Consider the following 26,769-nt stretch of genomic DNA (forward strand, 5'->3'; position numbering starts at 1 on the left):
ATAGTACCGATATAATGATTAAGTAGAATTGAAAGAGTGATGCCCATTGTTATCTTTAGGAAATATCATAACAATAGAATTTGAAAACGAAAATCAAGAAAATGTCATTGCGAAAAGCAAAGTGTCATCCATTGAAGAAAATGTTTTAAAAGTACATTATCCTGTTGATGTAGAAACGGGAAGAACTGTTATTATTCCAACAAATACAATTGCCACGATCCACTTTGTAAATGCGCAACAAATCCCTTATAAATTTACTAGTGTAATACAAGGACGAGAGATCTATCATAATATACCTGTATTAAATATGTATTTACCTGAAGAAGATCAAATGACAAAAATTCAAAGGCGGCAATTTTTTAGAGTAAATACAACGATTCCTGTCACTGTTCGTCCATATGGATCTGGCTCAATGTTTAAAACATATACAACAAATATCAGTGCTGGAGGCGCTGCATTAATCATTGAAGAGACGCAAAAACACGAACCAGAAGAGGATTTGAATTTAAGTATCTCCCTACCAAATAAGGGGGATGATGAAATTGTGATTGACGTTCATACTCAAGTCAAACGCACTTACCTTGATCGTAGAACAAACAAACAGATTATGACAGTTGAATTTATCAGCATGAATGAGCATGATAAACAAACACTTGTACACTATTGTATAAAATGCCAATTGATAGAAAAGAAAAAACTTAAATCAGAATAATTATCTATTATAGGTGTATATCTTACTGCGTACGTAGACGGTAATAAAATCGTCAAGATAGAGTATGTTAACCCTTTAAAAGTTGAGGAAGACAGTGATCTGCCCCGGATCCCCTTAATTCAAGAGGGGATTTTTTTCACCATAGGCAGTTATGACGAAGCTGTTTAGCTAACGAAAAGAGTCTTTCTTCTTGCTAACAGGTGTTATATATTTAACACTTAAATGTTCGAGGCTACGGGTACAATTTGTGGACTGAAAGATGAGTCTCAAGTGATTCACATATGTTTCAATAGATAAACGGATAGTGGAACTAAGTTTATGATTTATTTTGATTCTTGATCAAGAATCCGTTATACTGCATTTACAGATCCTTCGGGTCTGAATCGTGTAAAGAAGCTGGCTGGTGAGTTTGGGAGCGAAAGTTGCCGTCAGTTGCCGTCCCGGCAACAGGAGCGACCAATCAAATCCAGCCCAAAACCCCTTCACTTTAAACAGGTGGCGTAATCGTCAAATACATAAAATTAACGTATTTTGCTTAACTGCAAGAGCGTTTTTTTATTGTTTTCAATACTTGAACTTGTATCCCGATTGGTTAGAAAGTGAAAGGTCCTCTTATTGAAGTCTTTATATATTCGTTTAGGCCCTTCCAAAAGGCTGCGGATGGTATTGCCGGAAAGAGCCACATGGAAGGGGCTGTTTAACTAACGAAAAGGACCTTCTTCTTTCTGAGAGGGGCTATACTTGTTTGACTTTAACATCTTCGAGGGTATTAAGGTGTATTAAAATCATAAAAAGGCCCCTCTTTAATAAAGAGGGAACCTTTCTAATTCATGATTTATAAACCAACTTAATTGTTGTTGTATCTTCTGTTATATTAATCGTGTACTGATGGGAATCATTTTTAGATTCTAAGTTATATAGAATGACATCATATTTTCCCGTCTCTGTCTCCCACTTTATATTTCCTTCCTTATCAGTAGTGCCGATTTCATGCCCGATAGTCGCTCTCATATTCTCTTTATCGGATTTCAGATCTTCTACAGCTTTTATATTTTTTAGTGGTTTATTGTCTTTATCACTTACTTTAATAGTAACTGTAGTCATAACAGGTTTTTCCTTCGTTGTAGGAATGTCTTTGTTATTGGTGCTGCCACAGCCAGAAATGAATACAGAGAACAGAGTGATGAGCAGACAATTCGAGATGAATTTTAACATTATAGACCCTTCCAGTAGCTTATATTATCAAATACGGACTTTGTAATTCGAGTACCGCTGTTGTAAATGAAGTTGTTTTTATCCCCTTGCCAATGTTCCCATGCATTAATACCAACTGCGTTATGATTTGACTTGTATACAGGGCCTCCACTTTGACCAGGTGACATATCAATAGTATACCTAATGGAAAGAGGTTCAGTTGGCAGTATGCTCCCAGAGTCCTTCCACATAGTGCCACTAGGTTTACTTCCTGGATATCCTTGAACAGTTACTTTGGTTCCGGAAAGGCTTGCAGCTTGCCACTCATAACCTAGCCATCCAATTCTATCCCCTAATTTACTTTCTACTTTAATCGCACCATAATCAAAGTTAGGGTCTTGATGTTCTGTCCAACCTTTGACAGAGTGCGCAGTTTTTCCCAAAGCATGGCTATAAGGATTGCTCTTGCCGTTTTTTCCTGGAATAACTTTTATAGATTTTGCCCAGCCGCCTTGGCTTTTGTTATGTAAGCAATGGCCGGCTGTAACGACTGTATCAGGGCCTACAAAAAATCCTGTGCATAGAAAAGGACTATTAGGTTTTTTAGGGTATCTTATTTCAAGGTATGTGATTGCTCTATGATTATCTTTTCCGATAACTCCGTTGAGGGTGATTTCTTCAAAGGTGTTTAGTTTTTCGTTTTCATCGTATGATTCATCTGTTGTAGGGTTTAAGTAGCCTGTCCCTTCAAAAGCAGAAGAGGAATTTACGTCTCCCATAGTTCTCTTTAATTCTTGCATTTCTTCTTTTGTTATTTCTTTTCCATCACTAGACGTAGGGAGATCCCGGTCATCAAAAGCCAATACTGTTGAAAAGTGATAAAGACAATAATCCTAGAGAAAACGAGAGTACTAGTAACCATTTTTTGAAGTTTGTACAGATTTTCACTCAGAATATACCACCTATATTTTACTCCAATATAAATATATAGGAATATGATCTGTGTCTAAACAATCATGGCAAAAAAAGTTGTCTTATATTTAGATGTTTTATTGACAGGTTATTCTCGTGAGGATATATTATAAACGGAACTCATGTTCTGTATGCGTTGATCTAGTACGCTCATAACCGTTGATATACAAGGGGTTGTGAGTGATGAATATGATGATTATTAACATGTTGACCACGTTAATGCCGCCTGTGATAGGCTGCACTTATATCCTCGCTACTTGTTATAGCAGCCAAAAGAACGGTTTATATACTTAAAATAAGCTAAAGGTTATTGTATTCTTTTTCGCCTTTTAACACCTTATCTAAGGCTTGCCAAGTCATTAATGCACAATTATGTCTAGCTTTTAATTTATGAACCCCTTGTAACGATAAACTATCTCCTAAATCGATTTTATCTGTTGACTTTCCATCGCGAATTAAATCCTCAAATGCTTTTCTAAGAATCGCAATCTCTTTTAGCGGCTTGTTTTGGATTAACTCTGTCATCATAGATGCAGAGGCCATACTTATACTGCAGCCTTCACCAAGGAAGGCTGCTTTCTTAACTTGATCAAGTTTAAGGTCTAAAAATAAAGTCATAACATCGCCGCAAGTAGGGTTTTTATAATGTACTTTTCGTATATTTGCTCCTTTTAATTCTTCAAAATTTCTCTTATGTCTATAATGTTCCATGATAACTTGTCGGTACAGGTTATCAAGCATAGGAATGAATTTCCCCTTTCAAAGTGAATAGTTTATAATAAGTATTAAGTCAATAAGTATTAAGTCGCAATCTCTAATTTTCTTCTTTATTCATCCGTTGAACGCTTAATGATTACTGGTGTAAAAAAAGTGTTACTTCGCTATGCAATTTTTAAATTGCTGTTCCAACTCCTCTTTGTTTAAGTCCTTCCCAATAAAAACAAGTTCGCTTTGCCTTGTCTCGTTTTCTTTCCATTTCCGATCAGGACGTCCTGAAAACAACATATGAAGCCCTTGAAATACAATTCGATTTTCCACTCCCTTAATATAGAGGATACCTTTATAACGTAATAAGTCTTCGCCTTTTTCTCGAACTAGGTAACCCATCCAATGATCTACCTTTGCTAAGTCAAGCGGTTTCTCTTCCCGAAAAGCAATAGAAGACACCTTATCATCATGATGGTGATGATGATGATCTTCTAGAAAATGAGGATCAATTTCAAGCTTGTGATTCACGTCAAACGTATGGATCCCTAGAATATCTCTTAAATTTATATTGCAATCTCTGGCATACAGCATCTTAGCTGTAGGATTTATGTTGGCAAGTCTTCGCTCCAATGATTTCAGCTCGTCATTAGATACTAAATCTGTTTTATTTAGGATGATCACATCAGCAAAAGCGATTTGCTCTTGAGCTTCATCCCGACAATCCAGATGTCTTGTGACATGCTTGCTGTCTACTACGGTAATAATACTGTCAACTTCAAATTTTTCCGATAGCAATTGATCCATCAAAAAAGTCTGGGCAACAGGGGCTGGATCAGCTAGCCCCGTTGTTTCAATTAAAACTCGATCAAAATGAACGTTACCTTGATCCATTGAAAACACAAGGGTCCGCAGAATACGAATTAAATCTCCCCGAACCGTGCAACAGATGCAGCCATTATTCATTTCCAAGATTTCCTCTTCAGCATTAACCACGAGCTGATTGTCTATCCCAACTTCTCCGTACTCATTGACAATGACCGCAATCTTTTGATTATGCTTTTTTGTAAGTATTCGATTTAAAAGTGTGGTTTTCCCGGCGCCTAAATATCCAGTCAGAATGGTAACAGGAATTTTGTTTCGTTTGGTTAAAGTCATGATGATTCGTCTCCTTTTACAATTTTTTCGATACTTTGTTTACTTTTTCTTTGTCTTTTGGAACCCCGGCGATGACTCCAAATGAACGTTCGAAACGTTGGCCGTCATACGAATGGCTTACTTTTTCTGTATAATCTTCATCGGCACAAAGCGAATCAATAAGGAGAGGGGCATCTTCAGGTTTTAAATCCCTATACCACGCTCCTTTTGGATAGTGGATGACAACGCACTTATCATGACATCTTCCGTTACAACGTGTGCGCGTTGTGTGAATGATATCGTCAAGCTCTCGATTTGAGATTTCTTTCCGAATCGCTTGCGTTAGTTCCTCAGCTCCGGCCCGATTGCAGCTGCTGCCGTTGCAGATAAGGATATGATGATTCGTATTACTTAAATCCCACGTCGCCATTTTATGTTTTCCCTCCAGATAAAAACGAAATAATTATGATTTAAAATGCGAAAATGGTTTGGATTGAATTTTTTAAATGATGATAAAGTACTGAGCAAACACAATCCTGATGGATTTTATGAACTTGATTTTTAAATGCCTGGCAGTAGCCCTTAATGCGCCAACTCCCGAAAAGCGATTCTAGACATCTTCAGCTTTCTTAAATATCCTCAGGTCTTCCTGTAATTTCCCCAACGATTATGCAAACGGGTAGGGGATGAATCTCTCGGCAACTTCATAGACACCTTTTGCTTTTAATTCCTTTTTCAGCTCTGCATATTTTTCAACTATTTCTTGTCGTTGTCTTTCTTTAGCCACCTTTGATTTTTTGGCCATATGATCTCTCCTTTCTTTTTTATGCCATCCTCAAAACGTAATCATTACGATTTAAAGATCATTTTATCTCTTTTCAAAGCCAAACGCAAACAGAAGGAAGAGGCTAAATTGTACTAATGAGCTGTTGACACACTTCTATCCTCTAGATTACACAGTGTTTCCTGCAGATTGTCATGGTCTAAATCATCGCCGATAAAAACGAGTGTATTGTTCATCTTTAATCCTGATTTTGTATGAAAAGGCATGCCATAAGCATATTGAAAAAGAAGTGTATCTGGGTTTCCCGTAAAACGGATATAGCCTTTAATACGGTAGATCGTATCCGGCATTGTCCTTAAGAAGTCTCGAAATAGCTTCTCACTAATAGGGTGTAAGAAAGTATGAACATATGTTTTCATATGGAGATGTTGGACAGCGTGTATTTTCTCATGTTCGACTCTTTCTTTTTTCTGCAGATTTTTTATGGTTCCAATATCGATGCTGGCGAATTCTGCCGGAATAATCTTTCCTCTTGGATTCATACTGAGCAACTCCTCTTTGATCCTCTTTAGGCTGTTCCTTGATATACAGTCAATCTTATTCAACACGATCATATCTGCATGTTTTACTTGTTCGGCAATAAGTTTTTGAAGAGGGATCTTCAGTTCTTTACGTTCCATCCAACAGGCAGCGTCTAAAAGAGTAATAATAGAATGAATCCTCACTTTCTCGGCTAAAAGAGGAGACAAACAACTGTCTAACACTTCAATTGGGTGGGCAATCCCCGTTGTTTCGATATAGATTGCATCTAGATCATACTGATTTAAAAGTTCTGATATCTGGACTTCGAGTTGATCAGACAGTGTGCAGCACACGCATCCATTTAGCAGTTCCTTTAACGGCGTATTTTTAGGGACTGAATCTGAATCGATAGAGACTTGACCTATTTCATTCATCACGACAGCTACTTTTTTTCGTCCTCTTTGTTCTTTTTCTAGAATTTTTTGAAGAAGAGTTGTTTTCCCGGATCCTAAGAAACCCGATAAAATATTTATTTCTACGTTTTTCATGATGACCATCCTTTCTTTTTTTATGTACCGGAAAGGGGGCAGATTTGGCGATTAGTTCCTGTCTCTGTTAAAACCGTAATAATTACTATTTATAAGCTTAATAACATTTTCCCTCTTTGGCAAGCTTGGAAAAAGCAAAACAGCTTGACATAAAAAGGAATAGGGATGTATGATCAGGATAAAATCGAAACAATTACGATTTGCATCGGAACAAACTAAGTACGGGAAAGGAAGGGGAGAGCGTTTCTTTTCAAGAAAAGGTGCCTGCGGATAATGGAGCACATGTTCATGTATCGGCAGAAACTAAAGAATCCAGTTTATACTGCCAAAAGAACGCCTATAACAATTCAGTGTTTTACTCGTGAAATGAACTGCATTGACTTTTATCATGTTCTTTATCCGGGCAGCCGGATTGTCGAGGTGCCTCATTCGGTTCTTCATAGGAAAGTCTTGAACATCGGTTTTTTACATTTAATTAACAATCATCTTTTGAGATTTTCACCTCAGGGCAGTGATCGGCACGTGAAGTCATGAAAGGGTGGCAATCGACTTCATTCCTCCTGGTTTACTTGAGCTTTGAAATTATGTTTTGGACAATCTTATCAAAATCCTGGCATGCCGCTTATGTTACCATGTGCTGATCAATAGATCGCAACAGAAGATTAACCGCCTGCCAGGACAACGATTTTCACTTTATATTTACAAGAAGGTCTGTTTGTTTACTGCTAAGTCAACGGGAAGAGAAAACAAGAGTTCCTCTTTTTTACAGGATGTTCTATGGCGGGAATGACCTTTCAGAAGAAATGAAAAACACCGCCATGTCTTGTGGACTACGGGAAAATCTTTCGTCCTGCATAAAAGTCAGACGAATAATTCCCTTCAGTAAAGCAGACAACTGAATATTGGATATCTCTTTATGCAACATCCATAGTGTATAAAGAAAACAGAATAATATTAACACTATCCAGCATCATGCCATAATTCACAAAAAATAAATCGTAATAATTTCGATTTTCAAAAAGAAAAAATGCAATTGTAAAGGATCGTTGTGATGAAACAGGAAATAGATTTTATCAAATGTAATCCAACACAAAATATGACAATTCTTATTAAATCGAATTATCCAATTGAGGACTATAAGCACATTGCTTCAAAAATTATGTCATATGACAGCGTGTATGCTGAACAAGTAGGTTTTATAGAAAAACCGATAAACAATCAAGCTGATGCTCATCTCCAGATGGCCGGAGGTGAGTTTTGCGGGAATGCGTGTATGGCATTGGCGGCCTTTCTCGCGTCTGAAAAAGGACTACAACAACATTTGAAGACTGATATCGTATTAGAAGCTTCAGGTGCGGAAGAGCTCATCAAGTGCCAAGTGAAAAGAAATTCAGATACATTTGACTGCCAAGTGAGTATGCCAATTCCTAAAAAGATTGAGCAAAGAACGATCAACTACGTTGACAGCGACATTAACATCATTATCGTGAGATATCATGAGTTCATCCATATTGTCATTGAAGTCCAAGATTTTAGCCAGAGCATAAAGGAAAAGGCACAGTCCTTGGCTAAGTTGCTTGGCGTAGCGTTGGATGCGAATTTAATAGGGATCTTATTGTATAAAACACAATCTGATGAATTAGCTCCGCTTATTTATGTACCTCATCTGGACAGCCTGGTATGGGAAAGGGGGTGTGGTTCAGGTACGGCCTCTGTAGGAGCCTATCTAGCTTGGAAAAAGAAAGGTGAGGTTGTGGCAAAAATAAGACAACCTGGCGGCACGATTCAAGTATTTGCGGATTGTAATAAAGAAAAATTAACAAATCTTAAGATTGAAGGGTCCGTCGGAATTGTGGCAGAGGGAAAGGCTTTTATCGATGTTTAGTCAAATATGGGGGTAGAAGAATGCAGGCGCTAAAAACGTTTCAAGATTGTTTGGTTGAGTTCTCCGAAAAGTTCGATGATTTAGCTGGAAAATATGTTCAGACAATCAGCCATTGTGCGGAATTAGAGTTTTTAATCGATGAATATTGCACATTCATTACAAATGAGAGAAATAAAGCAGCGTGGGAACAGCTGGAGCGACAAACATCCAGCGATTTGGATGATCTAGTGGCTGATTTAAGAAAAAAATCGGCACATTGCGTGACCATCATGGAGAAGTATCGCGCACTGAAGTTACTGGATGGAAATGTGGAAATAACCGATTACTTCAAAAACATCGAATCATGTATTGAAAAAGAATTTGGCAGTTTTCAAATTCAGGCTGACTCAAAGGTATTATTAGTCGGTTCAGGCTCATTCCCGATGACACTATTATTCATTACGAAGCGAACAGGAGCGGAAGCTGTTGGGATTGATATTGATGATGAGGCCATCGAACTTGGACGAAACGTGGTAAAGAAATTAGGAAATGAATTAAATATTCAATTAGAAAACGTATCAGTCGAAGAGCTTAGTCTGATAAAAGATGTGACGCATATCATTTTTAGTTCAACAGTTGAAAGTAAATATGACATCTTGGATCAGCTATATCCCTTAACGAATGAACATGTAGTAGTGGCGATGAGATATGGCAACGGGTTAAAGTCGTTGTTCAATTATCCAATGAAAGAAGCAGATGGGCAAAAATGGAGAATGATTGAACAAGTCTTGCGGCCAGATCAAGTGTTTGACATTGCCTTATATAAAAAAGCATAAATTGCTTGTTGGGAGAAAGGGAGGGCTTTATGAGTCATTTTCAGCGAGTCTTAATATTAGGAACTGGTCCTGCATCTATTCAACTTGCCGTCAATTTTAACAACGATTTGAATTGTGATGTGGGGATAGCGGGAAGAGAGTCTGTCCGTTCAGAAAGTTTTTATGAAGCGATGAAGCAAAGCAATCATCAAATTCGCGTAAGCATCCAAAATGAAAAGCATCAATCTATAAAAGGAGAATGCGTGGTTAATTGGGTTTTTAAAGGCTATGAAACGGTTGCAGGAGAATGGGACGCCATTATTTTTTCTGTGACGGCAGATGCCTATATCGACGTTTTAAAACAAATCGATGATAAGGTGCTCAAGCATGTGAAATGCATTGTTTTGGTCTCTCCAACCTTTGGGTCCAACAGTTTAATTGCTCATTATCTAAATACAATCCGCTCAAATGCTGAAGTGATCAGTTTCTCTACATACTACGGTGATACAAGATGGATGTGCGATGAACCGTCTAATGAAGTTTTGACAACAGGCGTTAAGAAAAAAATTTTCATAGGCTCGACCAACTACCCATCCGAAAATATCGACACACTGTCTAAGCTTTTTGAAAAGTTGGGCATTGCGCTGGAGGTCATGAAATCTCCAATTGAGGCGGAAACGAGAAATATTTCTTTATATGTTCATCCTCCGCTGTTTATGAACGATTTTTCATTACAGGCCATATTTGGAGACACAGACACTAAGAAATATGTGTATAAACTTTTTCCCGAGGGGCCGATTACGCAACATTTAATTCGTGATATGCTGGCCCAATGGAAAGAAATCATGGCGATTTTAAAGAAAATCAACATCAAAAGCATCAACTTACTCAAGTTTATGACAGATGATAATTATCCGTTAAGGTTAGAAAGTTTATCACGATATGATATTGAAAATTTCAATAATTTAAAGCCGATTCATCAAGAGTACTTATTATATATACGTTATGCCTCGCTATTGATTGATCCTTTTTCAGAGCCGGATCAGGAGGGAAGGTACTTTGATTTTTCGGCTGTACCGATTCGAACGATATTTGTAAACCGAGAAGGATATTTAGATATTCCGAGAATGCCGAAGGAAGACTATTATCGTATAAAAATCTTACAAGGAATTGCAAACCATTTGAATGTCGATTGTCCAACCATCAATAAATTCATTCAAACTTATGAGCGCAAAATTGAAGCGGTGGCTCAATCCCAGCAAAACGGTAAGTTGTCTGACGCATTTGCCGTTCAAAGTTTTGATGAAGATTTGAAGATGATATGCGGCGAACTAGGACAAAGTGAAGAAACAAAGTCATTGTATTAGTACGGAAAAATGAAAACAGGTAATATTTCGATTTTCATAAAGGAGTGATGTTCATCGATATATGGTCATCAGATGTGCTTATAAATGAGACGTATTTAACAATTAAGGGAGGGCAAGACTTTGTTAAGTAAAAACGTGAAGTTAGCAGCGCTAGCTTTGTTTATCTTTTCGATTTTAGCTGCTTGTTCGCAAACTTCGGGCAGCTCTAATGGTGTGAAAGGCAGCGGTTCGGCAACTGGTAAAAAAGAGTTAGTATACGCCACACCACAAGATATTAATGACATGAACCCCCATCTGTATCAAGGTTCAATGTCCGCACAAGGGATGGTATATGAATCGTTAGTTGAGAATACCGAAGACGGAATCAAGCCTTTGCTCGCTGAATCATGGGACATATCAAAGGATGGAAAAGTATATACATTTCATTTAAGAAAAGGTGTGACATTCCATGACGGAGAACCATTTAACGCAAAAGCGGTCAAGAAAAACATTGAGGCTGTCCAAAACAATAAAGAGAAGCACTCTTGGATTAAACTCTCAACTAAAATCGTTAGTGTAAATGTAATAGATGACTATACAGTTGAGATCGTGCTATCGGAAGCGTATTATCCAACCTTAGTGGAATTGTCTATGACGCGTCCGTATGTATTCATCTCTCCGAAAGATTTTAAAAATGGAGAAACAAAAGATGGTGTCAATGGCTATAATGGCACAGGCCCTTATAAGCTCATTGACCATAAAACCGATCGATATGCGACGTTTGCAGCAAATAAAAACTACTGGGGCGGCGCACCTAAAATTAAGAAAATTACAGCAAAAGCTCTTCCAGCAGGAGAAACGACATTTTTAGCTCTGCAAAAAGGTGAGGTCAATTTTGCCTTCACAGATGATCGAGGTGCAGACAGTATCAATATTGAAGCCATCAACCAGCTGGTTGATTCAGGTGATTATCAACTTGTAAGAAGTAAACAAATGAACACAAAGATGATTGCAGCCAATAGCAGTAAAAAGGATCATCCGGTAGGTGACAAGAGTGTGCGTGAAGCCATTTGGCTGTCAATTGATCGGGAAACGATTAGCAAGGACATTTTAAATAGTACAGAAACAGCGGCCGATACACTCTTTTCATCAAACGTTAATTATGCAAATGTTGATTTGAAAAAACGAGAATATGACATTGAAAAGGCAAAGGAGCTCTTAGAGAAGACGGGCTGGACATTAGAACAGGGCTCGACGGTAAGGGAGAAAGACGGAAAAAAACTGGCGATGAAGCTTTATTATGACAATAACTCTCCGTCGCAAAAGAAACAGGCTGAATTTATTCAAAGTTCGCTGCAAGAAACAGGCATAGAGTTAGAGGTCATTGGTGAGAAATCAACATCGATTATGAATCGAAGATCAACTGGTGACTACGACTTGCTATTCAACCAAACATGGGGACTGGCATATGATCCGCAAAATACAGTCGCCGCTTTTACGTCTGAATCTTCATGGTTGCATAGTACAAAAGGCATTGCGAAAGCAGATGAACTTTATAAAAAAGTTGATGAAGTCTTAGTATCGGCTGATGAGAAAACAAGAAAATCGCTATATGCAGATATTTTAACCATCATTCATGATGAAGCGGTTTTTATTCCGGTTACCAATGGGAACGTTACTGTCATTGCTCCGAAAAATTTAAGGGGCATTTCATTTAAGCAAACTCAATTTGAGCTTCCATTTGAACAAATGGATTTTGAATAAAAGGTAAATAAAGAGGGGAAATTCCCCCTTTTTATTTATGTTCGTGGATAAACGGTTTTGGTTCATTAGATGCTTGAGTGAAAGGAGATTTTGTATGGGAGCTTATATCATTAAAAGATTCATAATCTCAATTCCGCTGCTTTTAGTCATCTCGTTTTTAACATTTGTGTTAATTAGCTTTTCTCCCTTAAAGCCGGCTGAGTTGGTTTTACAAGCACAGGATGTTCCCGTTATTACAGAAGAATTAATTGAACAAACAAATGAAGAGTTGGGATTGGATAAGCCTTTTATAGTCCGATATGTTGACTGGCTTGTGTCTTGCTTGCAGTTGGACTTTGGGGATTCATACGTAAAGGGAGAGCCCGTATGGACATTAGTCGGTCCAGCTTTTCTAAATACATTAAAGCTCACGTCAGTCTCATCCGTTGTTATGATTTTCTTCTCGATATTACTGGGGGTTCTCTGCGCGATAAAGGAGGGAAAAGTGATTGATAAATCGGTAAGATGCATTTTGTTTTTCTTTACAGCAGCCCCTGCATACTGGCTCGGAGCGATGATGATTTGGTATTTTTCTGTGGAACTGGATTTGTTACCAACTAGCGGAATGGATTCATACAAAAGCTATATTTTGCCCGTTTCTGTCATTGCTTTAAGTTATACAGGTATTTATTTTAGAACGGTTAGAAGCTCCGTGTTAAGTAATTTAAATGAAGACTATGTATTATATGCAAGGGCCTCGGGTTTATCAGAAAAGAAAATCACCATGCATATTTTAAGGAACTCCTTGCAAGTAGCCATATCAATATTTTGTATGGCATTCCCTATGATTTTAGGAGGGACGGTTGTAATTGAAAATGTTTTTGGTTGGCCGGGCCTAGGAAGTCTAAGCGTTGATGCGATCCTAAGCAGGGATTTTCCTGTTATTCAAGCGTATGTTTTGATCGTCGCAGTGGCTTTTGTGTTGTTTAATACGATCTCAGATATTATGAATGCTGTTTTGAACCCTAAAATAAGGAATGATATCTAAATGAGAATGTTAAGAAACTTAAGTAAAGATAAGGTAGGAATGGTCTCTTTAATCATTATTGCGGCGGTGATGATGTTGGGGATATTTGCTCCTGTCGTTGCGCCTCATAACCCTTTGGAAGTAAACATGAAACTTCGCTACGCCTCTCCATCTTGGGAGTATCTATTGGGTAATGATCACCTCGGGAGATGCGTGCTGTCGAGGTTAATTTATGGTATTCGCCCTAGTGTTTTATGGGTTCTTGTTGCATTAGTTATTTCTGTTTTCATTGGGGCCGTTTTAGGCTTTATCGCTGGATACTTTCGAGGGGCTGCCGATTCTGTGATCATGAGAATTTGTGATGTGATGCTGTCTTTTCCAGTATATGCGGTGACATTGGCGATTGTCGGGATTCTAGGCGCTGGTCTGGTGAATATACTGATTGCGTTTATATTAATGAAATGGGCATGGTTTGCTCGTATTATTCGGACATCTGTTATGCAATACGCGGAATCGGAGTATGTCAAATTCTCCAAAGCCGCTGGCATGCGTCATACAAGCATTATATATAGACATATCATTCCTGTTACATTTTCTGATATCGCCGTTATTTCAAGCAGTTCGATCAGTTCTATGATTATGCAAATATCAGGCCTCTCATTCCTAGGCTTGGGAATAAAAGCGCCAAATGCTGAATGGGGAATGATGTTAAATGAGGCGAGAGAAGTGATGTTTACAAGACCTGAGTTAATGTTTGCACCCGGATTAGCCATTATTATCATTGTATCTGCCTTTAATTTTTTATCTGATTCGCTTCAGGTTGCGTTAGATCCCAGGTTAACCCGACTCAGCGATAAACGGCAAAAGCATGCGGCGCTTTCTAGTATAAAGCTTCGAGAGAAAGAGGTGGCAAAGTGAATGTATTAGAGGTTAAGAATTTAAAAATATGGGACGCCAACTCAGGTCATGTCATCGTGCATAATAGTTCATTTCAGTTAAAGCAAGGAAGTTGTCTAGCTATTATAGGAGAAAGCGGCAGCGGTAAGTCTGTTACTTGCAGGTCGTTTATGAGATTGAATAGGGCCTGTCTTCGTCAAACGGGCGATATTTTATTTAAAGGAGAAAAACTCAATCATCTTTCTGAAAAAGAGATGAGAAAAAAACGGGGAAGAAACCTCTGCATGATCCTGCAAAATGGGATGAGTGCATTCGACCCTTCATGTGTGATCGGGGTTCATCTGAAGGAAACACTAGCTGAACATTTCGGCTTAAGAAAAAACGAAATTGAGCGAAAAATGATTCAGGCGATGGAAAGCGTCAAGCTGAAAAATCCAACAGAGATGATGAACAAATATCCGCATCAGCTATCTGGCGGGATGCTGCAGCGCATCATGATTGCACTGGCGTTCGCGTTAGAGCCTGACATCATAATTGCCGACGAGCCGACGACGGCTTTAGATACCATTTCACAATTTGAAGTGGTGGAACAGTTTATTCAATTGCGTAATAGAATGGGCTGCTCTATTATCTTTGTTTCTCACGATTTAGGCGTTGTGAAAAAAATTGCGGATGAAGTGTTAGTGATGAAGAATGGAGAAATCGTTGAACGAGGAAGTACACAAACCATTTTCTCAGAAGCCAAGCATGATTATACCAAGTATTTAGTATCTACCAGACTCGCGTTAAGTGATAATTTTAACAAAATAATGGGGAGATCTTAACATTGTTAAAAGTTGATCGTTTAGAGAAATCATATAAAACGGGTGGAGTCTTTTCGAGAAAAAGACAAAAAATCTTGAAAAATATTAGCTTTGAATGTGAGCGGGGGGAGTGTCTCGGCATCATTGGCGAAAGTGGGAGTGGAAAGTCAACACTAGGCCGCTTACTAATAGGCATTGAAAAACCTGATAAAGGAACTGTTCTACTTGAAAGACGGAATGTAGAGGAGCGACGAGTGCGGCAAGGAGACATAAGCGTTGTCTTTCAAGACTATAAGTCTGCCATTAATCCATTCTTTACGGTTGAAGAGGCCATTATGGAGCCAATAAAAGCTCAGAATAAAGGCAAACAGCAAGATCAACATACGGTTAATAAGCTGTTAAGACAAGTAGGATTAGATCCATCTTATAAAAGCAGATATCCTCATGAGCTATCCGGCGGGGAGGTTCAAAGAGTGTGTATCGCCAGAGCCATCTCCACAGAACCAAAATGTATTTTATTTGATGAGGCGATCAGCTCTTTAGATGTATCCGTTCAAATCCAAGTACTTGAATTATTAAAGGAGTTAAAGACGATTTACAATATGAGTTATATCTTTATCACTCATGATATTCAAGCTGCTGCTTACATTTGTGATAGAGTCATTATTTTTAAAGATGGTCAAATCGAAGAAATCATTAAAATAAACCAATTGAAGGATGTTCAATCAGAATATGCCAGAAAGTTACTGCAAAAGCTCATCAGTTTTTAATGTAAGAAATGCGCTGAATTAAGAGGAGGAAAAGGTTTTGAGTAGAGCTATGTCTTGGCCTTTATTACGCTTGTATTTGTTGGTGCTTCTGTATTTTAGCGCCAATTCGATTCTTAATGTAATTATTCCTTTACAAGGGGAAGCATTCGGAGCCGCCAACACAACCGTCGGCTTGATCATGGGGGCCTATCTGTTTACGACAATGTTCTTTCGACCATGGGCTGGTCATATGATTCAAAAGCACGGGCCGTTAAAAGTATTACGCACCATTCTGATTGTGAATGGCGTTGCTTTAATATTATACACGTTTACTGGACTGTGGGGATATTTCATCGCCCGTATGCTGCAAGGGGTGTCGACGGCCTTTTTTTCAATGGCATTGCAAATTGGCATTATTGATTCGCTGCCAGAGGAAGATCGCTCTCAAGGTATTTCCCTTTATTCTTTATTTTCTTACATACCAGGTATTATTGGGCCTATCTTAGCGTTAGGTATTTGGCACGGGGGCAAGGATTCTTTCACAGCAGTGATGATTGGAATTGCGGTTTTTACAGGTGTGGCTGGCTATAGTGCGAAAATAGAAAAAGGAAAAGAACAACCTGCAGAAACGAATGCGAATCAGGGTGCAAATATGTTTAAGTTCTTTGGCGAGCTAGTGAAAAATCCGTTTTTGTTTAAATGCAGTGTGTTCATGTTAGTGGCTTCAATTGTGTTTGGAGCCGTTACAACCTTTATTCCGCTTTATGCGAAGGAGCTGCAAGGCGGTAATGCCGGAGTGTTTCTTATGCTTCAAGCAGCTACCGTTGTATTTGCCCGTTTTACTTTACGAAAGAAAATTCCTTCAGACGGCAAATGGCATCCAATATTTATAATGGGAACGATGCTAATTTTGGCAATAGCTGCACAGTCTGTAAGCTTTTCGATCACAGGAGGAGCAATCTTCTTCTATTCTGGCGCGGTTTTAATGGGTATCGCGCAGGCAATTCTCTATCCAACGCTAACAACATATTTGAGCTTTGTTCTGCCAAAGGTGAATCGCAATATACTGTTGGGTTTATTCATTGCGATGGCTGATTTAGGCGTTTCATTAGGTGGTGTCATTATGGGGCCGGTAGCTGATTTTTCCTCGTACTCATTTATGTATATGATTTGTGCTTTACTAGGTGTAACGATGATTATTTTTGCCTATGATCGACGAAATATATTTGTTAGGTAATATAAAAGAGTCTTTTATCATTCGATCGAGGCCAATTTTGGACTGCCTAAAGACCTGTCAGAAAAGAAAAACGGCAGATTGAACGGGAAATCATCGAGGAGTTTATCACCAGCGGAATGGCTCCTAACTTTGAACAGTTTCCAAACGACTTTGCTAATTTCGTGAAGCGCAGAATTGAAGGTGAATCCTTCAGTAAATTGGCTTAACTTGAGATTTCTTCAGGGATAATTGTTGAGCTAATAGATTAATATCTCGCGAAGTTGGCGCCGCATGCGGATACATGGTGGGACTGGAAGCAAGATCAAGAAGCAGAAACGGAGCCGCTGATCAAGCAGGAAAACGAGGCGGCTAAAGAAGAATCCCCTATCGAAATAACAGTCAGGATGACCAGGAAGATGAGGAACATGGCGCAGCCTGATCAAACGTTGTTTCACATAGAGGATGGATAAGCTGTCCACCCTATGCACCTTTGAAATTAGCCAACAAAAAAACCGAAGCGATTGCTCCGGCTATGGTACACATAATGGGCACTTCTATCATAGCACAGGGAGCGATACAGGTGACAGTGCAAGACAATTAGACGCGTCAACCAAGATTTATCGATTACACATAAAATTTAACGGGAAAGTAACTGTCATCATTTTAGATGGCGTTAACGGTGAGGCTTACGAAACAGACGCACCTGAACATGGAAAGTCGATTATTGAAACGGCAAAAGGTGATTTTTTCAGGATTCATCTTGAATCATCATACAAATTTAAATAATAGCAGGGGCGGCGGAGCTGTCCCTGTCAAGGAGTGTGAATCTTGGCGTTGAAAGGGACCCTGCCTAACCTCTAAATTTTCAACGCTTGTGGAGGTGGAAAATTACTTCCTGTTTCCTTTAGGTGAGACTCATTGCTATGTATCAATTTTTGATTCAATCAATTCAAGTAGAGGAGCTTATCAATAAGAACATTTCAGGTTCTTATAGAAGAGTATCCGCCCGAACCATCAAATTGAGTATTTTCCATGTCCATTTATGTTTTTTTGTTTCTATATGATGAGATTGTTGTTTTCAATGATGCATATGATCCAATAGCTGCATAACCATAGAATCCGCCCATAAATATTCCAGCTACGAGGCTATGTCGATGACTTATGCAAACAGATATAATTAAGCCAAGTGCGAGTGCAATAGATGGAACATATTTTTTGGGAACCTTGAGAAAGATTTTAATTATCTGTGTAATGACCAAGATAATTGGTACTGCTGTAACAGCATCCCAAAAATTTGTATGAATTATTGGGAAATCCATAAATAGCACCACCTTTTTAAATAAGTATTTCCTAATTTGATGAAAAATATTTAAAACGAGCAGTAGAAAAGCCTAAGCTATAAAGGTGTGCCCGAATTCCTGCTGCCCTATCTGCGGACAGCGCATGGGGGCTGATGAGGAAATTTGTGAAGGTTAAAGAGACGGCCACGGGCCGAAAGGAAAATGAAAAAGTTTATTGCACCAATCGCAGTTTTGCTGCTTGTCGCATTGGCGGCAGGTTGTGAGTCATGGGACAGAATGGTAAAGGATACTGGAAAACAGAGTGAAGAAAAGCGACATTGAAAAAGCTTTTGATCCGGTGTTTATGATGGATATAGAGCGATAACAGGTGTCGACCCTGGAACAGGTGAGTAGTTATCCATCACTGACCGTATCCTGTCCGGCGTTTCTGTCATACCTGCGACTAAAGCAGTCAAGGTAGGAAAATACGTTTTTAAGCAAATAAAGGTGCAAAAACAGCTAAAAGGGTTTCGACTAATACTGCTAAAGGCCAGGGGGATATCTAAAGGAAGATGTTGATGAACATGGCTATTTAAGTTCAGGGGTAAATCGTGCACCAGGGAACAAAAATATTGCTTCTGATAATCGAATACAGTCTCACCACCCAATACAAAATGAAAGGGCGAAAAGATGGGCTAAAGAGGGTGGATTTGATTATAACGAAAAGAAAGCTTCTGCAATACTTCTCCCATCAAGCTCTGGCCAATCACACGCAAAAATTTCTTCTATGCAAAGAAAGCGGAGAAAAATCGAGAGATTTAATACTGACATACGTTATGAATGTAATGTGAGTTATAGGGAAATGATTGAAGCAGGTGTTGATCAAAAAGCTGCTCGAAAAGCAATGAAGGATGCATATAAATATTTCGAGGGTTTGGGAGGTTTTGTAAAGTGATTGATTTATCAATGGTTTCAGATTTGATAAAAAATAAGCCAGCAAGTGAAACTGAAATTCAAGAGTCAGAAGATATTCTACAAGCTAAATTACCAAATGTGTATAAGGATTTATTAAGAAATACAAATGGTTTTTCAATTGGTGGCGGGGTGGCTATTTATGGTACAGAAGATATTGTGGAAAGAAACGAGACATGGGAAGTAGATGAATATGCAAGAGGATATGTCTCTATTGGCGATGATGGAGGAGGAAATGTTTTCCTAATGCTTCAAAATGAAAAGGAAACAGAAGTATTAATTGTTGATTCTGGGGATATGGATCCAAGCCATGCTACTGTAATTACTTCAGATTTTATTGAATGGGTGAATAGTGGTTGCATTATAAGTGAATCAGAACAAAAAACAATAAGTGAGCCACCTGATACCTGCAATATAGTGTTAGCAAAGACCCCTAATGGAGGATTGAAAGATTTAATAAGAATAAAGAATGTATAGGGATTGAGATTTCAACAGCAAATCTACTAAAGGCTTCAAAAAATCCCCCTTATTTATTAATGGAGAGATTCCCATATGGAAAGGCAAAGAAACTAATTGAAAAATTAGGACCCATTGGTACGGTGCTTAGTATAGAGCCGATTGACCAAAAATAATTATATTAGCAAATTAAATAGAAATATTGTTAAAAGTATCAACTCCTTGATTGGCAACTGCCTTTCAAGGTTTTTTATGTTCAAATCCGAGAAAAATTCGACAAAAAATGGGATAAAACGGGTACTTTTTCTATTCCACTTTGTCATACGATAGAGACAAGAAAGACGAACGTGAATATCGAGTTCAAGACAGAGAGCCTGTGGACACTGATCTTTTTCACACGTATGTTGTGCAATTGATTGATGGCCGCTGGAGACATACCTTACCAAGCGTGCACCCGGATGTATCGAATAATGATGAAGGTCGTCAGCTTCACAGGAGGAGTGACTGAAGTCTATGCAGGATTGCGCGCGATAGCCACGGGGAACGCAAGCGGTGAAATCCCGCTTGCAAAAGAAGTCATTTTCACATCGTTCCAAATAATCTTTGCTCCTCATGGAGATTTGTGGGAGCCATTTCAAATAAAAAAACGAATAGGCATGAATAATCTTGAAGTTACAGAAAAACGCTCATAAATTCCTCCTGCTTGAAAAGGCAGTTTTTTTATATTTGACCAATACTTATAAAGTGGTAGTTTAGGATTAATATTGCATGAAAAGGGAAGTGTAAAATCCAAAAGGAATTTTGAGGTTATCATTGTCGGAGCGGGTTCAATGGGAATGGCTACGGGGTATTTTCTCGCCAAAAAAGGTGTCGATGTCCTTTTGGTTGATTCGTTTGATCCCCCGCACGTGAACACGGCTTCAAGTTCAGCAGCGTGGTGGGGGAGATTTTAAGCGAGATGAGCACGGCCGGTAAAAAGAAGCATGATATTTCGATTTTCTCTTTATCAAGGCCGGGTTTAAGAAAAGGATTATTTCTAATCAATAATCGTTTGGCCAAATTAATAATCTAGAAAGCTTTGCCTTCCGACGGGGTTTTAATATTAAAAAAGGATTTACATGAGATCGCCTATCTTATAAAAAACTCTACTAAACATGCACATTGGCTGCCAGCTTCCAAGAGAATACAGGGGAGGAAATTTGACTCCTTAATCCTGGTGAGCAGCATATAAAAGGATTCTTAATGGAGTCTTTTTTATATGTTATCATAATACTTTTTAATGTCTCGGTTTAATTCCCAAAACTTATTCCCATTTGAACTAAGTAAGCGGTCGAACCATATTTCAAAATTCGAACCTAAATCTTCAGCCTCCTCAAATGGATCTATTGGATCTAAATAGAACATGTAATCCAATCCGATATGATATCTTTTTGTATCAATCACATAACGTCCATCAAAATGATATCCAATTAATACGCACCCTTCAGGAAGATCTTGAACCTCATTATATTGGATTACATCGTTTATACTGAGGACTTCAATGCCGTCAATAATATCCATTCCATTATGCAATCTAAGAAATTCTTTATAATCATTGGGGAATTTAACCTTAAAGACGCTTTCTAAGTGTTCGATTTCTTCCTCGGTTGCTGGATCATTAAAATTGAAATAAGGATCTTCTAAAACAAAACCACCAGGCTGTAGCAGCGGATATGTTCCATGAGTGTCGATTATACTTTTTAAGCCTTTAAGTGTCACTTTAATTAATTCGCCTTCGTTAATATTCACTCTCTCCCTTCATAATATTTGTTCACTCTATTATAGCGTTTTCTATAAAAAATGGATATTTGTTTTATATTCGGATGTTCAGTAACCTTTGGAACAATTATATCTTCTTTCATTGATTTCAAAGCAATCGTAAAAAAGATGAATATGAAACCGAAGGGCTTAACGGAAATTACCTTGGAGGTCAATAGCGCGGATTTAGACGGGAAGATCCAGCACCTCTCCGAAATGATTGATCAAAAAGTGGAATCCCAACTGGAATCAACACGCATCAATTATAAACGTTGAAATCAATCCCAACACGAATCAACCTACACCCAGCTATAAAGTTGATCAGCATGGTGTTGTATCAGAAGTTGAACCGCAGCCAGAACAACTTGAGGCCGAGCTCAGTCTACCTAAAGAAGACGTGCCAACCAAAAAAGAAAAACGGCAGATTGAACGGGCGAATATCGAGGAATTTATCACAAGCGGAATGGCTCCTAATTTTGAAAAGTTTTCGAATGACTTCCCCAATTTCGTCAAGCGCAGAATTGAAGGTGAACCCTTTAGTAAATTGGCTTTTGAACTTGAGGTGTCCTCAGGCAAAATTGTTGAACTGATGGATCAATATCTTGCGGAGGTTGCGCCGCTTGCGAATGCATGGTGGGACTGGAAGCAAGATCAAGATGCAGAAGCGGAGCCGCTGAATAGGCAAGAAACCGAGGCGGCTGAAGATGATTCTCCAGCTGAAAATGACGGTCAGGATGACCAGGAAGATGAGGAACACGGTGCTGCCTGATCAAACGGTTTCGCATAGAGAATGGACAAGCTTGAAATTAGCCAATAAAAAAACCGAAGCAGATCGCTCCGACTATGTTACACATAATGGGCATTTCTATCATAGCACAGGGAGTGATGCAGGTGAACAGTCCAAGACAATTAGACGGTCAATCAAGATTTATCGATTACACATAAAATTCAACGCGGGAAAGTAACTATTTCGTTTTAGACGGTGTCAACGGAACGGCTTACGAAGCCGAGGCACCCGAACATGGAAAAATGATCATTGAAACGGCGAAGGGTGATTTTGCTCGTGTTGATTACAAAATTGGATACAAAATTAAATAGCGGAGGATTTTTATAAAAAAGGGTGGTGTAAAGAATTTCTTTGGATCTCCAAGTGAATTTAAAAAACTTATTAGAATATCCGATACTTATTAGGGAGCTTTGAAATATGTTAAAATAATATAGCAAAGGATAAATCATACTCTTAGGGGGATATAAGTGAATATTAAAAGACTTAAGATACTCAACTTATATGGGAAGACATATGATATAGAATTTCATGAAAAATTAACTATTCTCTACGGATTAAACGGCAGTGGGAAAACAACAGTTTTAGATATAATATTTTATATCCTATCTGGTAATATTAAGAGACTACTTAAATATAAGTTTTCTTTATTGGATTTACAATTTGAGAGTAATAAAAGATTAATTCGTTTAACTATTGAAGATCGTGGGGAATATATACATGGAAAAATCGACGAGTTAGAGTTTGAAATAATTAAAGAACCACAGCAATTTATGTTTTCTGATGAATATAAAACTTATTCTAATGAAAATTCAATTAATAATTTTAAAGAAAAAATAGTACCTCTTTCTGAAACTGTCTATATACCTCTTAATAGGAGAGTTAGACAAAATGTGCCTAAACCTATTGGACCAGTTCCTATAAGATACAGAAAAAGAGCAATTAATGAATATAAAAATAATGAAGAGATTGATAGTGCTTACTACGCCATTCCTTCTGAAAATCAGAAAAATATTGCAGACTCTATAATGGCAGCAAATAGACATTTTGATCTACATAAACAGAGAATTGTTAGAGAGGAAAATATAATTAATACAAATTTAAGAAATAAAATGGTTGAAAACTTTTCTGCACCTATAACTACAGACTTGATGGATGCTGATGACTATGATTTTTCAAATTTAGAAGAAAAGATCAATGAAATATTTAACGGTAAGAAAAAATTCAAAACAAATATAAAAGAATTACTATTCCGATATAGCAAATTGAGGCATAGCTACGAAAAAAAAGAAAATAGCGTTGTCATAAAAGATGACAAATTATTTATTGAACATATATCAGCGTTCGTACAGTTAAGCAAATTAAATGAAATTGAAGTTATAGCGTCTAGGCAAAAAAAGAGAATTGATTTTCTCAAGAAGAATTTAGCACATGTGTTGGATTCAATTAATTATCTTTTGAAAGATACTAATAAACAGATTAGATTTAACGAAGAAGAAAATAAGTTAGTTTTCTTAAATTCTGATAATCCTAATGAGGAACTTGATTTGACACTGCTTTCTTCAGGAGAAAAACAAATAGTTATTTTTTTTGTATTTTCACTAACATCTCAATTTCGAATAAAGGATAAAGTGTTACTCATTGATGAACCTGAGTTGTCACTACACGTAGAGTGGCAATCCAAACTTCTTGATTTGTTGATGGAGAATAATAATAGCTCGCAAATTATAATTGCTACGCATTCACCTGATGTTATAGGGGATTATAAAGAGTATTGTTCTGAAGTGAGAGGGAGTATAAATTGAATCCATTCCCAACTAGAAGTGAAAAATCCTTTTTAGCTGATGTTATGCTACGTCATAGAGAATATGACATATTTTTATTTATCGAAGATGAAAAGATGCGACCTGTCTATAACAAAATAGTTGAGCGATTAGTTAATGGTAAATTGAAAATTGGAAAGGTTTATAGTTTAAGGTCAAAGAAAAATGTGTTAGAAATGTTCGGTAAATGGAAGGCGGAAAAATCTTCTCTCAATAAATGTTTTTTTATTGTAGATAAAGACTTCGACCATTTTAGACATATTGAAATACCGAACCACCCTAATTTAATAGAGTTAGAAAAGTTTACTCTTGAAAATTACATAGTAACTAAAGAAGGAGCACTATCTCTTTTAAAGTTAAAAGTATTTGATAAAGAAGATTATGAACTTGAATCATTATTAGATTGGGAAACATGGATATCATATATGTATCAGAGTTTTAAAGAACTCTTTATTGTTTATGCTATAGCTTTTAAATTTACTCTTGAACAAAATACAAGCATAAGCCCTGGAAGATATTTCGAGAATGGGACTTACAAAATAAAACAAGAGGAAATAAAAAAATATATTCAAAAAATAAAAGAGATCTGTTATAAAAAAAATATTAATTATGAAGATGAATTCTCGAAAATTGATGATTTTTATGATGTGGATGGTGTATATAACTATTCAGGATTAATAAAAGGAAAATACTTAGCCTTTGGTTTGTTTAAATATCTTCATATGAAGATTATTCGCAAAAAGTTAGATGAGGAATTAAGTTATTATACCATGGCTGATAATATTGATTTGGAACCATTAAATTTTATGAAGAAAAAGCTTCTGAAAGAATCATCCCAGGAGTTAGTTAGATCGTATATAAGTAAATAAGTCCAAGACGGAGAGCCTGCGGACACTAAACCTACGCTTTATGCGTTTGTTTGGTGTCTTTTTTATTTTTAGGAGGGGTGAATTTGTTAGCAAAACAATTGTCATTTTTGCCGCCTATAGACGAAAAGGAAGTTAGAAATACGATTATTAAGGAGCTCAAGAAATATAAGGCCTTGAAGGTTCAGCTTGAAAACAGAAAGGAGCAAGAAGCGGCCGGAATGACAGAGCTTTTCCCGCGGTTGCGAGATCCGCATTCCTTTAATGCATTAAAAGTTGCACAGATGGACAGGGCGCTTAAACAAAGCCTTGATGATGATGAATTGAAGATCATACAGATGAAATATCTTTCTTCAACAAAAATCAAAGACATTGAAATTTATATGGAGATGGGGCTGAAAAAGGACAAATATTATCAGATCAAACGACAGGCCATTTATAACCTTGCGACAGCTCTCGGGATTATCTGAGGGCTGTTGTGAACAAAAAAGCAGACTCTTATGAGTCCGCCATTTTTTTATCCAAGTGCGCCGTTTTCAGCCACTTTAAATGTTGTGGCGAATTCTGCTTTACCATTTGAGGAAAATCCAGAAACCAGAAGAAGCCCAAGAATAGCAGCAGTGATGATGATCTTTCCTTTTTTCATGATATACGCCTCCGTAAATTCAAAATTTGGTCTTTAGCTTTACATGCTTCCTCAAAATACTTTGATGAAAGATCTGTGTTTTCCTGCTTTTTGAAGAAAAAAGCAGCATTTTCGGAGAGATCGGCTACATCAGACCACAGATTCTTTTCTTTTAATAAATTCATACTGGTGTCAAAGGATGTGTGATTTGATTGATCATACAAATAGTATATGAGGTTAAGCTTGGCTTGATATACTTTTTCATGGACTTTTTCAGCAAATTCAAGGGCTTTGATACGCCATTCCCTAGCTTGGGAAGGTGACTCGATTTTGTAGAAAACTCGACTTAACATGTACATGGAACGAATTGAATAGACAGATTCCTGGTGCTCAGGAATAGAAAGTGCGTTTTGAAAACATTCCTTTGCTTTTTCCAAAAGGTTTTGTCTCTCATAAGCTAATCCTAAGTTGAAGTATCCAAGCCCTTCAGTAGCCTTATCATTCGATTTGTGCGCGATAAGGATCGCATCTTTATACAGGTCAACAGCTTCATCCCATTCCTGTAAATCAACTTTATTCATTGCAAAGAGCATTTTGCATTTGATAACTCGGTTTGTATAGTCTTCATGGGCCTTGAAACTATCCAATGCTTTTTGTGTATGGCTCATAGAAAAGAAATTCTGCCTAATCTCATAATATGCAATTGCAAGTTGATAGTGAAATTCAGCTTTTTCAATTTCATCCGGTACTTTATGTAGCCTGTTTTCAGCAATCTTATAAAAATTAATAGCGTCAACAAAGTTCTTTTTATAAAACTGATACAGTCCTGAAAAAAAGTAAAAATAGTATTGAATCATATCATCGGTATTGGATTCTAGAGCTTTGGCCTTAATGTTGTTGAGTAATTCTCCGGATTCGTTGTAATCCTCTGTCATAAGTTTATAACGCGAGTCTATCAGGCTGAAGTATATTAAAACATTTTGGTTCTCTTTCATGTTAGGCAGTGCTATTTCGATCTCCTCTCTCATCTCAGCTGCCCTAGATTTGTTGTGTTGTTTAATCACTTTGTACCAATCATTTATAGCTTGGCCAACTTTCTCAAATGCTATTGTACTCAATCCCCTATCATCCT

27 protein-coding genes and 4 pseudogenes are annotated in these 26,769 nt (G+C 37.5%); 20 read left to right on the forward strand and 11 right to left on the reverse strand.

Annotation, left to right across the window (positions count from 1 at the left end; all coding sequences use genetic code 11):
* Positions 1-46: 46 nt before the first annotated feature.
* Positions 47-712, forward strand: a complete 666-nt coding sequence (locus tag R5H20_RS09675; protein ID WP_006638088.1) for a flagellar brake protein — start codon at positions 47-49, stop codon at positions 710-712.
* Between the two features lie 828 nt (positions 713-1,540).
* On the opposite strand, the gene R5H20_RS09680 is transcribed toward R5H20_RS09675, so the two are convergent.
* From R5H20_RS09680 to R5H20_RS09710, 7 genes and pseudogenes are all read right to left on the reverse strand, one after another.
* Positions 1,541-1,927 carry a DUF2606 family protein gene (locus tag R5H20_RS09680; protein ID WP_006638087.1) on the reverse strand — a complete coding sequence of 129 codons (387 nt, stop codon included), beginning with the start codon at positions 1,925-1,927 and terminating at the stop codon, positions 1,541-1,543.
* Positions 1,927-2,769: a trypsin-like serine peptidase gene (locus R5H20_RS09685; protein ID WP_224254491.1), complete on the reverse strand. Its 843-nt coding sequence runs from the start codon at positions 2,767-2,769 to the stop codon at positions 1,927-1,929. The genes R5H20_RS09680 and R5H20_RS09685 overlap by 1 nt, the downstream gene beginning before the upstream one ends.
* A gap of 409 nt (positions 2,770-3,178) precedes the next feature.
* On the reverse strand, positions 3,179-3,619 hold the full coding sequence (gene sufU / locus R5H20_RS09690) for a Fe-S cluster assembly sulfur transfer protein SufU (RefSeq protein WP_006638085.1): 441 nt from the start codon (positions 3,617-3,619) through the stop codon (positions 3,179-3,181).
* 132 nt (positions 3,620-3,751) lie between these two features.
* Entirely contained in the window at positions 3,752-4,741 is a 990-nt protein-coding gene (locus tag R5H20_RS09695) for a CobW family GTP-binding protein (protein WP_006638084.1), read from the reverse strand.
* Between the two features lie 16 nt (positions 4,742-4,757).
* A complete protein-coding gene (locus R5H20_RS09700) occupies positions 4,758-5,150 on the reverse strand; it encodes a (2Fe-2S) ferredoxin domain-containing protein (protein WP_006638083.1) in 393 nt (130 codons plus the stop codon).
* Between the two features lie 152 nt (positions 5,151-5,302).
* Positions 5,303-5,525: pseudogene (locus tag R5H20_RS09705) on the reverse strand (30S ribosomal protein S14).
* A gap of 113 nt (positions 5,526-5,638) precedes the next feature.
* Entirely contained in the window at positions 5,639-6,574 is a 936-nt protein-coding gene (locus R5H20_RS09710; protein ID WP_006638081.1) for a CobW family GTP-binding protein, read from the reverse strand.
* 1,051 nt (positions 6,575-7,625) lie between these two features.
* Here R5H20_RS09710 and R5H20_RS09715 point away from each other — a divergent pair.
* From R5H20_RS09715 to R5H20_RS23575, 10 genes are all read left to right on the forward strand, one after another.
* Positions 7,626-8,459: a histidine racemase CntK family protein gene (locus R5H20_RS09715; protein WP_006638080.1), complete on the forward strand. Its 834-nt coding sequence runs from the start codon at positions 7,626-7,628 to the stop codon at positions 8,457-8,459.
* A 20-nt stretch (positions 8,460-8,479) separates the two neighbouring features.
* Positions 8,480-9,274, forward strand: coding sequence for a nicotianamine synthase family protein (locus R5H20_RS09720; protein ID WP_006638079.1), 795 nt, complete (start codon positions 8,480-8,482; stop codon positions 9,272-9,274).
* Positions 9,275-9,303: 29 nt separating this feature from the next.
* Positions 9,304-10,620, forward strand: a complete 1,317-nt coding sequence (locus R5H20_RS09725) for an opine metallophore biosynthesis dehydrogenase (protein ID WP_006638078.1) — start codon at positions 9,304-9,306, stop codon at positions 10,618-10,620.
* A gap of 120 nt (positions 10,621-10,740) precedes the next feature.
* Positions 10,741-12,363 carry a staphylopine-dependent metal ABC transporter substrate-binding lipoprotein gene (cntA, locus tag R5H20_RS09730; RefSeq protein ID WP_006638077.1) on the forward strand — a complete coding sequence of 541 codons (1,623 nt, stop codon included), beginning with the start codon at positions 10,741-10,743 and terminating at the stop codon, positions 12,361-12,363.
* A 94-nt stretch (positions 12,364-12,457) separates the two neighbouring features.
* Positions 12,458-13,390 carry a nickel/cobalt ABC transporter permease gene (opp1B, locus tag R5H20_RS09735; RefSeq protein WP_006638076.1) on the forward strand — a complete coding sequence of 311 codons (933 nt, stop codon included), beginning with the start codon at positions 12,458-12,460 and terminating at the stop codon, positions 13,388-13,390.
* On the forward strand, positions 13,391-14,287 hold the full coding sequence (cntC, locus tag R5H20_RS09740) for a staphylopine uptake ABC transporter permease subunit CntC (RefSeq protein WP_006638075.1): 897 nt from the start codon (positions 13,391-13,393) through the stop codon (positions 14,285-14,287).
* A complete protein-coding gene (gene cntD, locus R5H20_RS09745) occupies positions 14,284-15,090 on the forward strand; it encodes a staphylopine uptake ABC transporter ATP-binding protein CntD (RefSeq protein ID WP_006638074.1) in 807 nt (268 codons plus the stop codon). Before cntC ends, cntD begins: the two co-directional genes overlap by 4 nt.
* Before the next feature lie 2 nt (positions 15,091-15,092).
* Positions 15,093-15,839, forward strand: a complete 747-nt coding sequence (locus R5H20_RS09750) for an ABC transporter ATP-binding protein (protein WP_006638073.1) — start codon at positions 15,093-15,095, stop codon at positions 15,837-15,839.
* Between the two features lie 37 nt (positions 15,840-15,876).
* Entirely contained in the window at positions 15,877-17,055 is a 1,179-nt protein-coding gene (cntE, locus tag R5H20_RS09755; RefSeq protein ID WP_006638072.1) for a staphylopine family metallophore export MFS transporter CntE, read from the forward strand.
* 441 nt (positions 17,056-17,496) lie between these two features.
* Positions 17,497-17,820, forward strand: coding sequence for an XtrA/YqaO family protein (locus tag R5H20_RS23575; RefSeq protein WP_006638070.1), 324 nt, complete (start codon positions 17,497-17,499; stop codon positions 17,818-17,820).
* 254 nt (positions 17,821-18,074) lie between these two features.
* Here the strand turns inward: R5H20_RS23575 and R5H20_RS09765 are convergent, their stop codons facing one another.
* Positions 18,075-18,353 (reverse strand): hypothetical protein, encoded by a 279-nt coding sequence (locus R5H20_RS09765; RefSeq protein ID WP_006638069.1) that lies wholly within the window; start codon positions 18,351-18,353, stop codon positions 18,075-18,077.
* Between the two features lie 628 nt (positions 18,354-18,981).
* On the opposite strand from R5H20_RS09765, the gene R5H20_RS09770 reads away from it, so the two are divergent.
* The 4 genes and pseudogenes from R5H20_RS09770 to R5H20_RS09785 all read left to right on the forward strand — a co-directional run.
* Positions 18,982-19,269: a hypothetical protein gene (locus R5H20_RS09770; protein WP_244185819.1), complete on the forward strand. Its 288-nt coding sequence runs from the start codon at positions 18,982-18,984 to the stop codon at positions 19,267-19,269.
* Positions 19,266-19,918: pseudogene (locus R5H20_RS09775) on the forward strand (SMI1/KNR4 family protein). The gene R5H20_RS09770 and the pseudogene R5H20_RS09775 overlap by 4 nt, the downstream one beginning before the upstream one ends.
* Before the next feature lie 294 nt (positions 19,919-20,212).
* Positions 20,213-20,434, forward strand: coding sequence for a hypothetical protein (locus R5H20_RS09780; RefSeq protein ID WP_006638066.1), 222 nt, complete (start codon positions 20,213-20,215; stop codon positions 20,432-20,434).
* Between the two features lie 138 nt (positions 20,435-20,572).
* A pseudogene (locus R5H20_RS09785) lies at positions 20,573-20,650 on the forward strand (hypothetical protein); the annotation flags it as partial.
* A 346-nt stretch (positions 20,651-20,996) separates the two neighbouring features.
* Here R5H20_RS09785 and R5H20_RS09790 read toward each other — a convergent pair.
* The gene (locus tag R5H20_RS09790; protein WP_029419131.1) at positions 20,997-21,524 is read right to left on the reverse strand and encodes an SMI1/KNR4 family protein; all 528 of its coding nucleotides are present in this window, start codon (positions 21,522-21,524) and stop codon (positions 20,997-20,999) included.
* Between the two features lie 235 nt (positions 21,525-21,759).
* Between R5H20_RS09790 and R5H20_RS09795 the strand changes: the two genes are divergently transcribed.
* The 5 genes and pseudogenes from R5H20_RS09795 to R5H20_RS09815 all read left to right on the forward strand — a co-directional run bounded on the left by R5H20_RS09795 (position 21,760) and on the right by R5H20_RS09815 (position 25,482).
* Positions 21,760-22,308, forward strand: coding sequence for a hypothetical protein (locus tag R5H20_RS09795; RefSeq protein WP_006638063.1), 549 nt, complete (start codon positions 21,760-21,762; stop codon positions 22,306-22,308).
* Positions 22,309-22,473: 165 nt separating this feature from the next.
* A pseudogene (locus tag R5H20_RS09800) lies at positions 22,474-22,637 on the forward strand (XtrA/YqaO family protein).
* 156 nt (positions 22,638-22,793) lie between these two features.
* A complete protein-coding gene (locus tag R5H20_RS09805; protein WP_006638062.1) occupies positions 22,794-24,128 on the forward strand; it encodes an AAA family ATPase in 1,335 nt (444 codons plus the stop codon).
* Complete coding sequence (locus tag R5H20_RS09810) at positions 24,125-25,015, forward strand: DUF4435 domain-containing protein (protein ID WP_006638061.1); 891 nt, start codon at positions 24,125-24,127, stop codon at positions 25,013-25,015. The genes R5H20_RS09805 and R5H20_RS09810 overlap by 4 nt, the downstream gene beginning before the upstream one ends.
* A gap of 83 nt (positions 25,016-25,098) precedes the next feature.
* Complete coding sequence (locus R5H20_RS09815) at positions 25,099-25,482, forward strand: ArpU family phage packaging/lysis transcriptional regulator (RefSeq protein WP_006638060.1); 384 nt, start codon at positions 25,099-25,101, stop codon at positions 25,480-25,482.
* Positions 25,483-25,529: 47 nt separating this feature from the next.
* Here R5H20_RS09815 and R5H20_RS09820 read toward each other — a convergent pair whose 3' ends face one another.
* A complete protein-coding gene (locus R5H20_RS09820) occupies positions 25,530-25,658 on the reverse strand; it encodes a hypothetical protein (RefSeq protein ID WP_255130297.1) in 129 nt (42 codons plus the stop codon).
* On the reverse strand, positions 25,655-26,755 hold the full coding sequence (locus R5H20_RS09825; RefSeq protein WP_006638059.1) for a response regulator aspartate phosphatase: 1,101 nt from the start codon (positions 26,753-26,755) through the stop codon (positions 25,655-25,657). Before R5H20_RS09825 ends, R5H20_RS09820 begins: the two co-directional genes overlap by 4 nt.
* Between the last annotated feature and the right edge of the window lie 14 nt (positions 26,756-26,769).

This window comes from Bacillus sp. KICET-3 (assembly GCF_033261025.1).
GTDB lineage: Bacteria > Bacillota > Bacilli > Bacillales > Bacillaceae > Bacillus > Bacillus sonorensis.

Coding starts and splice junctions, on each gene's coding strand:
- R5H20_RS23575 (WP_006638070.1), top strand. CDS start 17,497: ATGGATAAGCTGTCCACCCTATGCACCTTTGAAATTAGCCAACAAAAA.
- R5H20_RS09725 (WP_006638078.1), top strand. CDS start 9,304: ATGAGTCATTTTCAGCGAGTCTTAATATTAGGAACTGGTCCTGCATCT.
- R5H20_RS09700 (WP_006638083.1), bottom strand. CDS start 5,150: ATGGCGACGTGGGATTTAAGTAATACGAATCATCATATCCTTATCTGC.
- R5H20_RS09820 (WP_255130297.1), bottom strand. CDS start 25,658: ATGAAAAAAGGAAAGATCATCATCACTGCTGCTATTCTTGGGCTTCTT.
- R5H20_RS09780 (WP_006638066.1), top strand. CDS start 20,213: ATGATGAAGGTCGTCAGCTTCACAGGAGGAGTGACTGAAGTCTATGCA.
- R5H20_RS09680 (WP_006638087.1), bottom strand. CDS start 1,927: ATGTTAAAATTCATCTCGAATTGTCTGCTCATCACTCTGTTCTCTGTA.
- R5H20_RS09765 (WP_006638069.1), bottom strand. CDS start 18,353: ATGGATTTCCCAATAATTCATACAAATTTTTGGGATGCTGTTACAGCA.
- cntC (WP_006638075.1), top strand. CDS start 13,391: ATGAGAATGTTAAGAAACTTAAGTAAAGATAAGGTAGGAATGGTCTCT.
- R5H20_RS09695 (WP_006638084.1), bottom strand. CDS start 4,741: ATGACTTTAACCAAACGAAACAAAATTCCTGTTACCATTCTGACTGGA.
- R5H20_RS09710 (WP_006638081.1), bottom strand. CDS start 6,574: ATGAAAAACGTAGAAATAAATATTTTATCGGGTTTCTTAGGATCCGGG.
- sufU (WP_006638085.1), bottom strand. CDS start 3,619: ATGCTTGATAACCTGTACCGACAAGTTATCATGGAACATTATAGACAT.
- R5H20_RS09720 (WP_006638079.1), top strand. CDS start 8,480: ATGCAGGCGCTAAAAACGTTTCAAGATTGTTTGGTTGAGTTCTCCGAA.
- R5H20_RS09715 (WP_006638080.1), top strand. CDS start 7,626: ATGAAACAGGAAATAGATTTTATCAAATGTAATCCAACACAAAATATG.
- opp1B (WP_006638076.1), top strand. CDS start 12,458: ATGGGAGCTTATATCATTAAAAGATTCATAATCTCAATTCCGCTGCTT.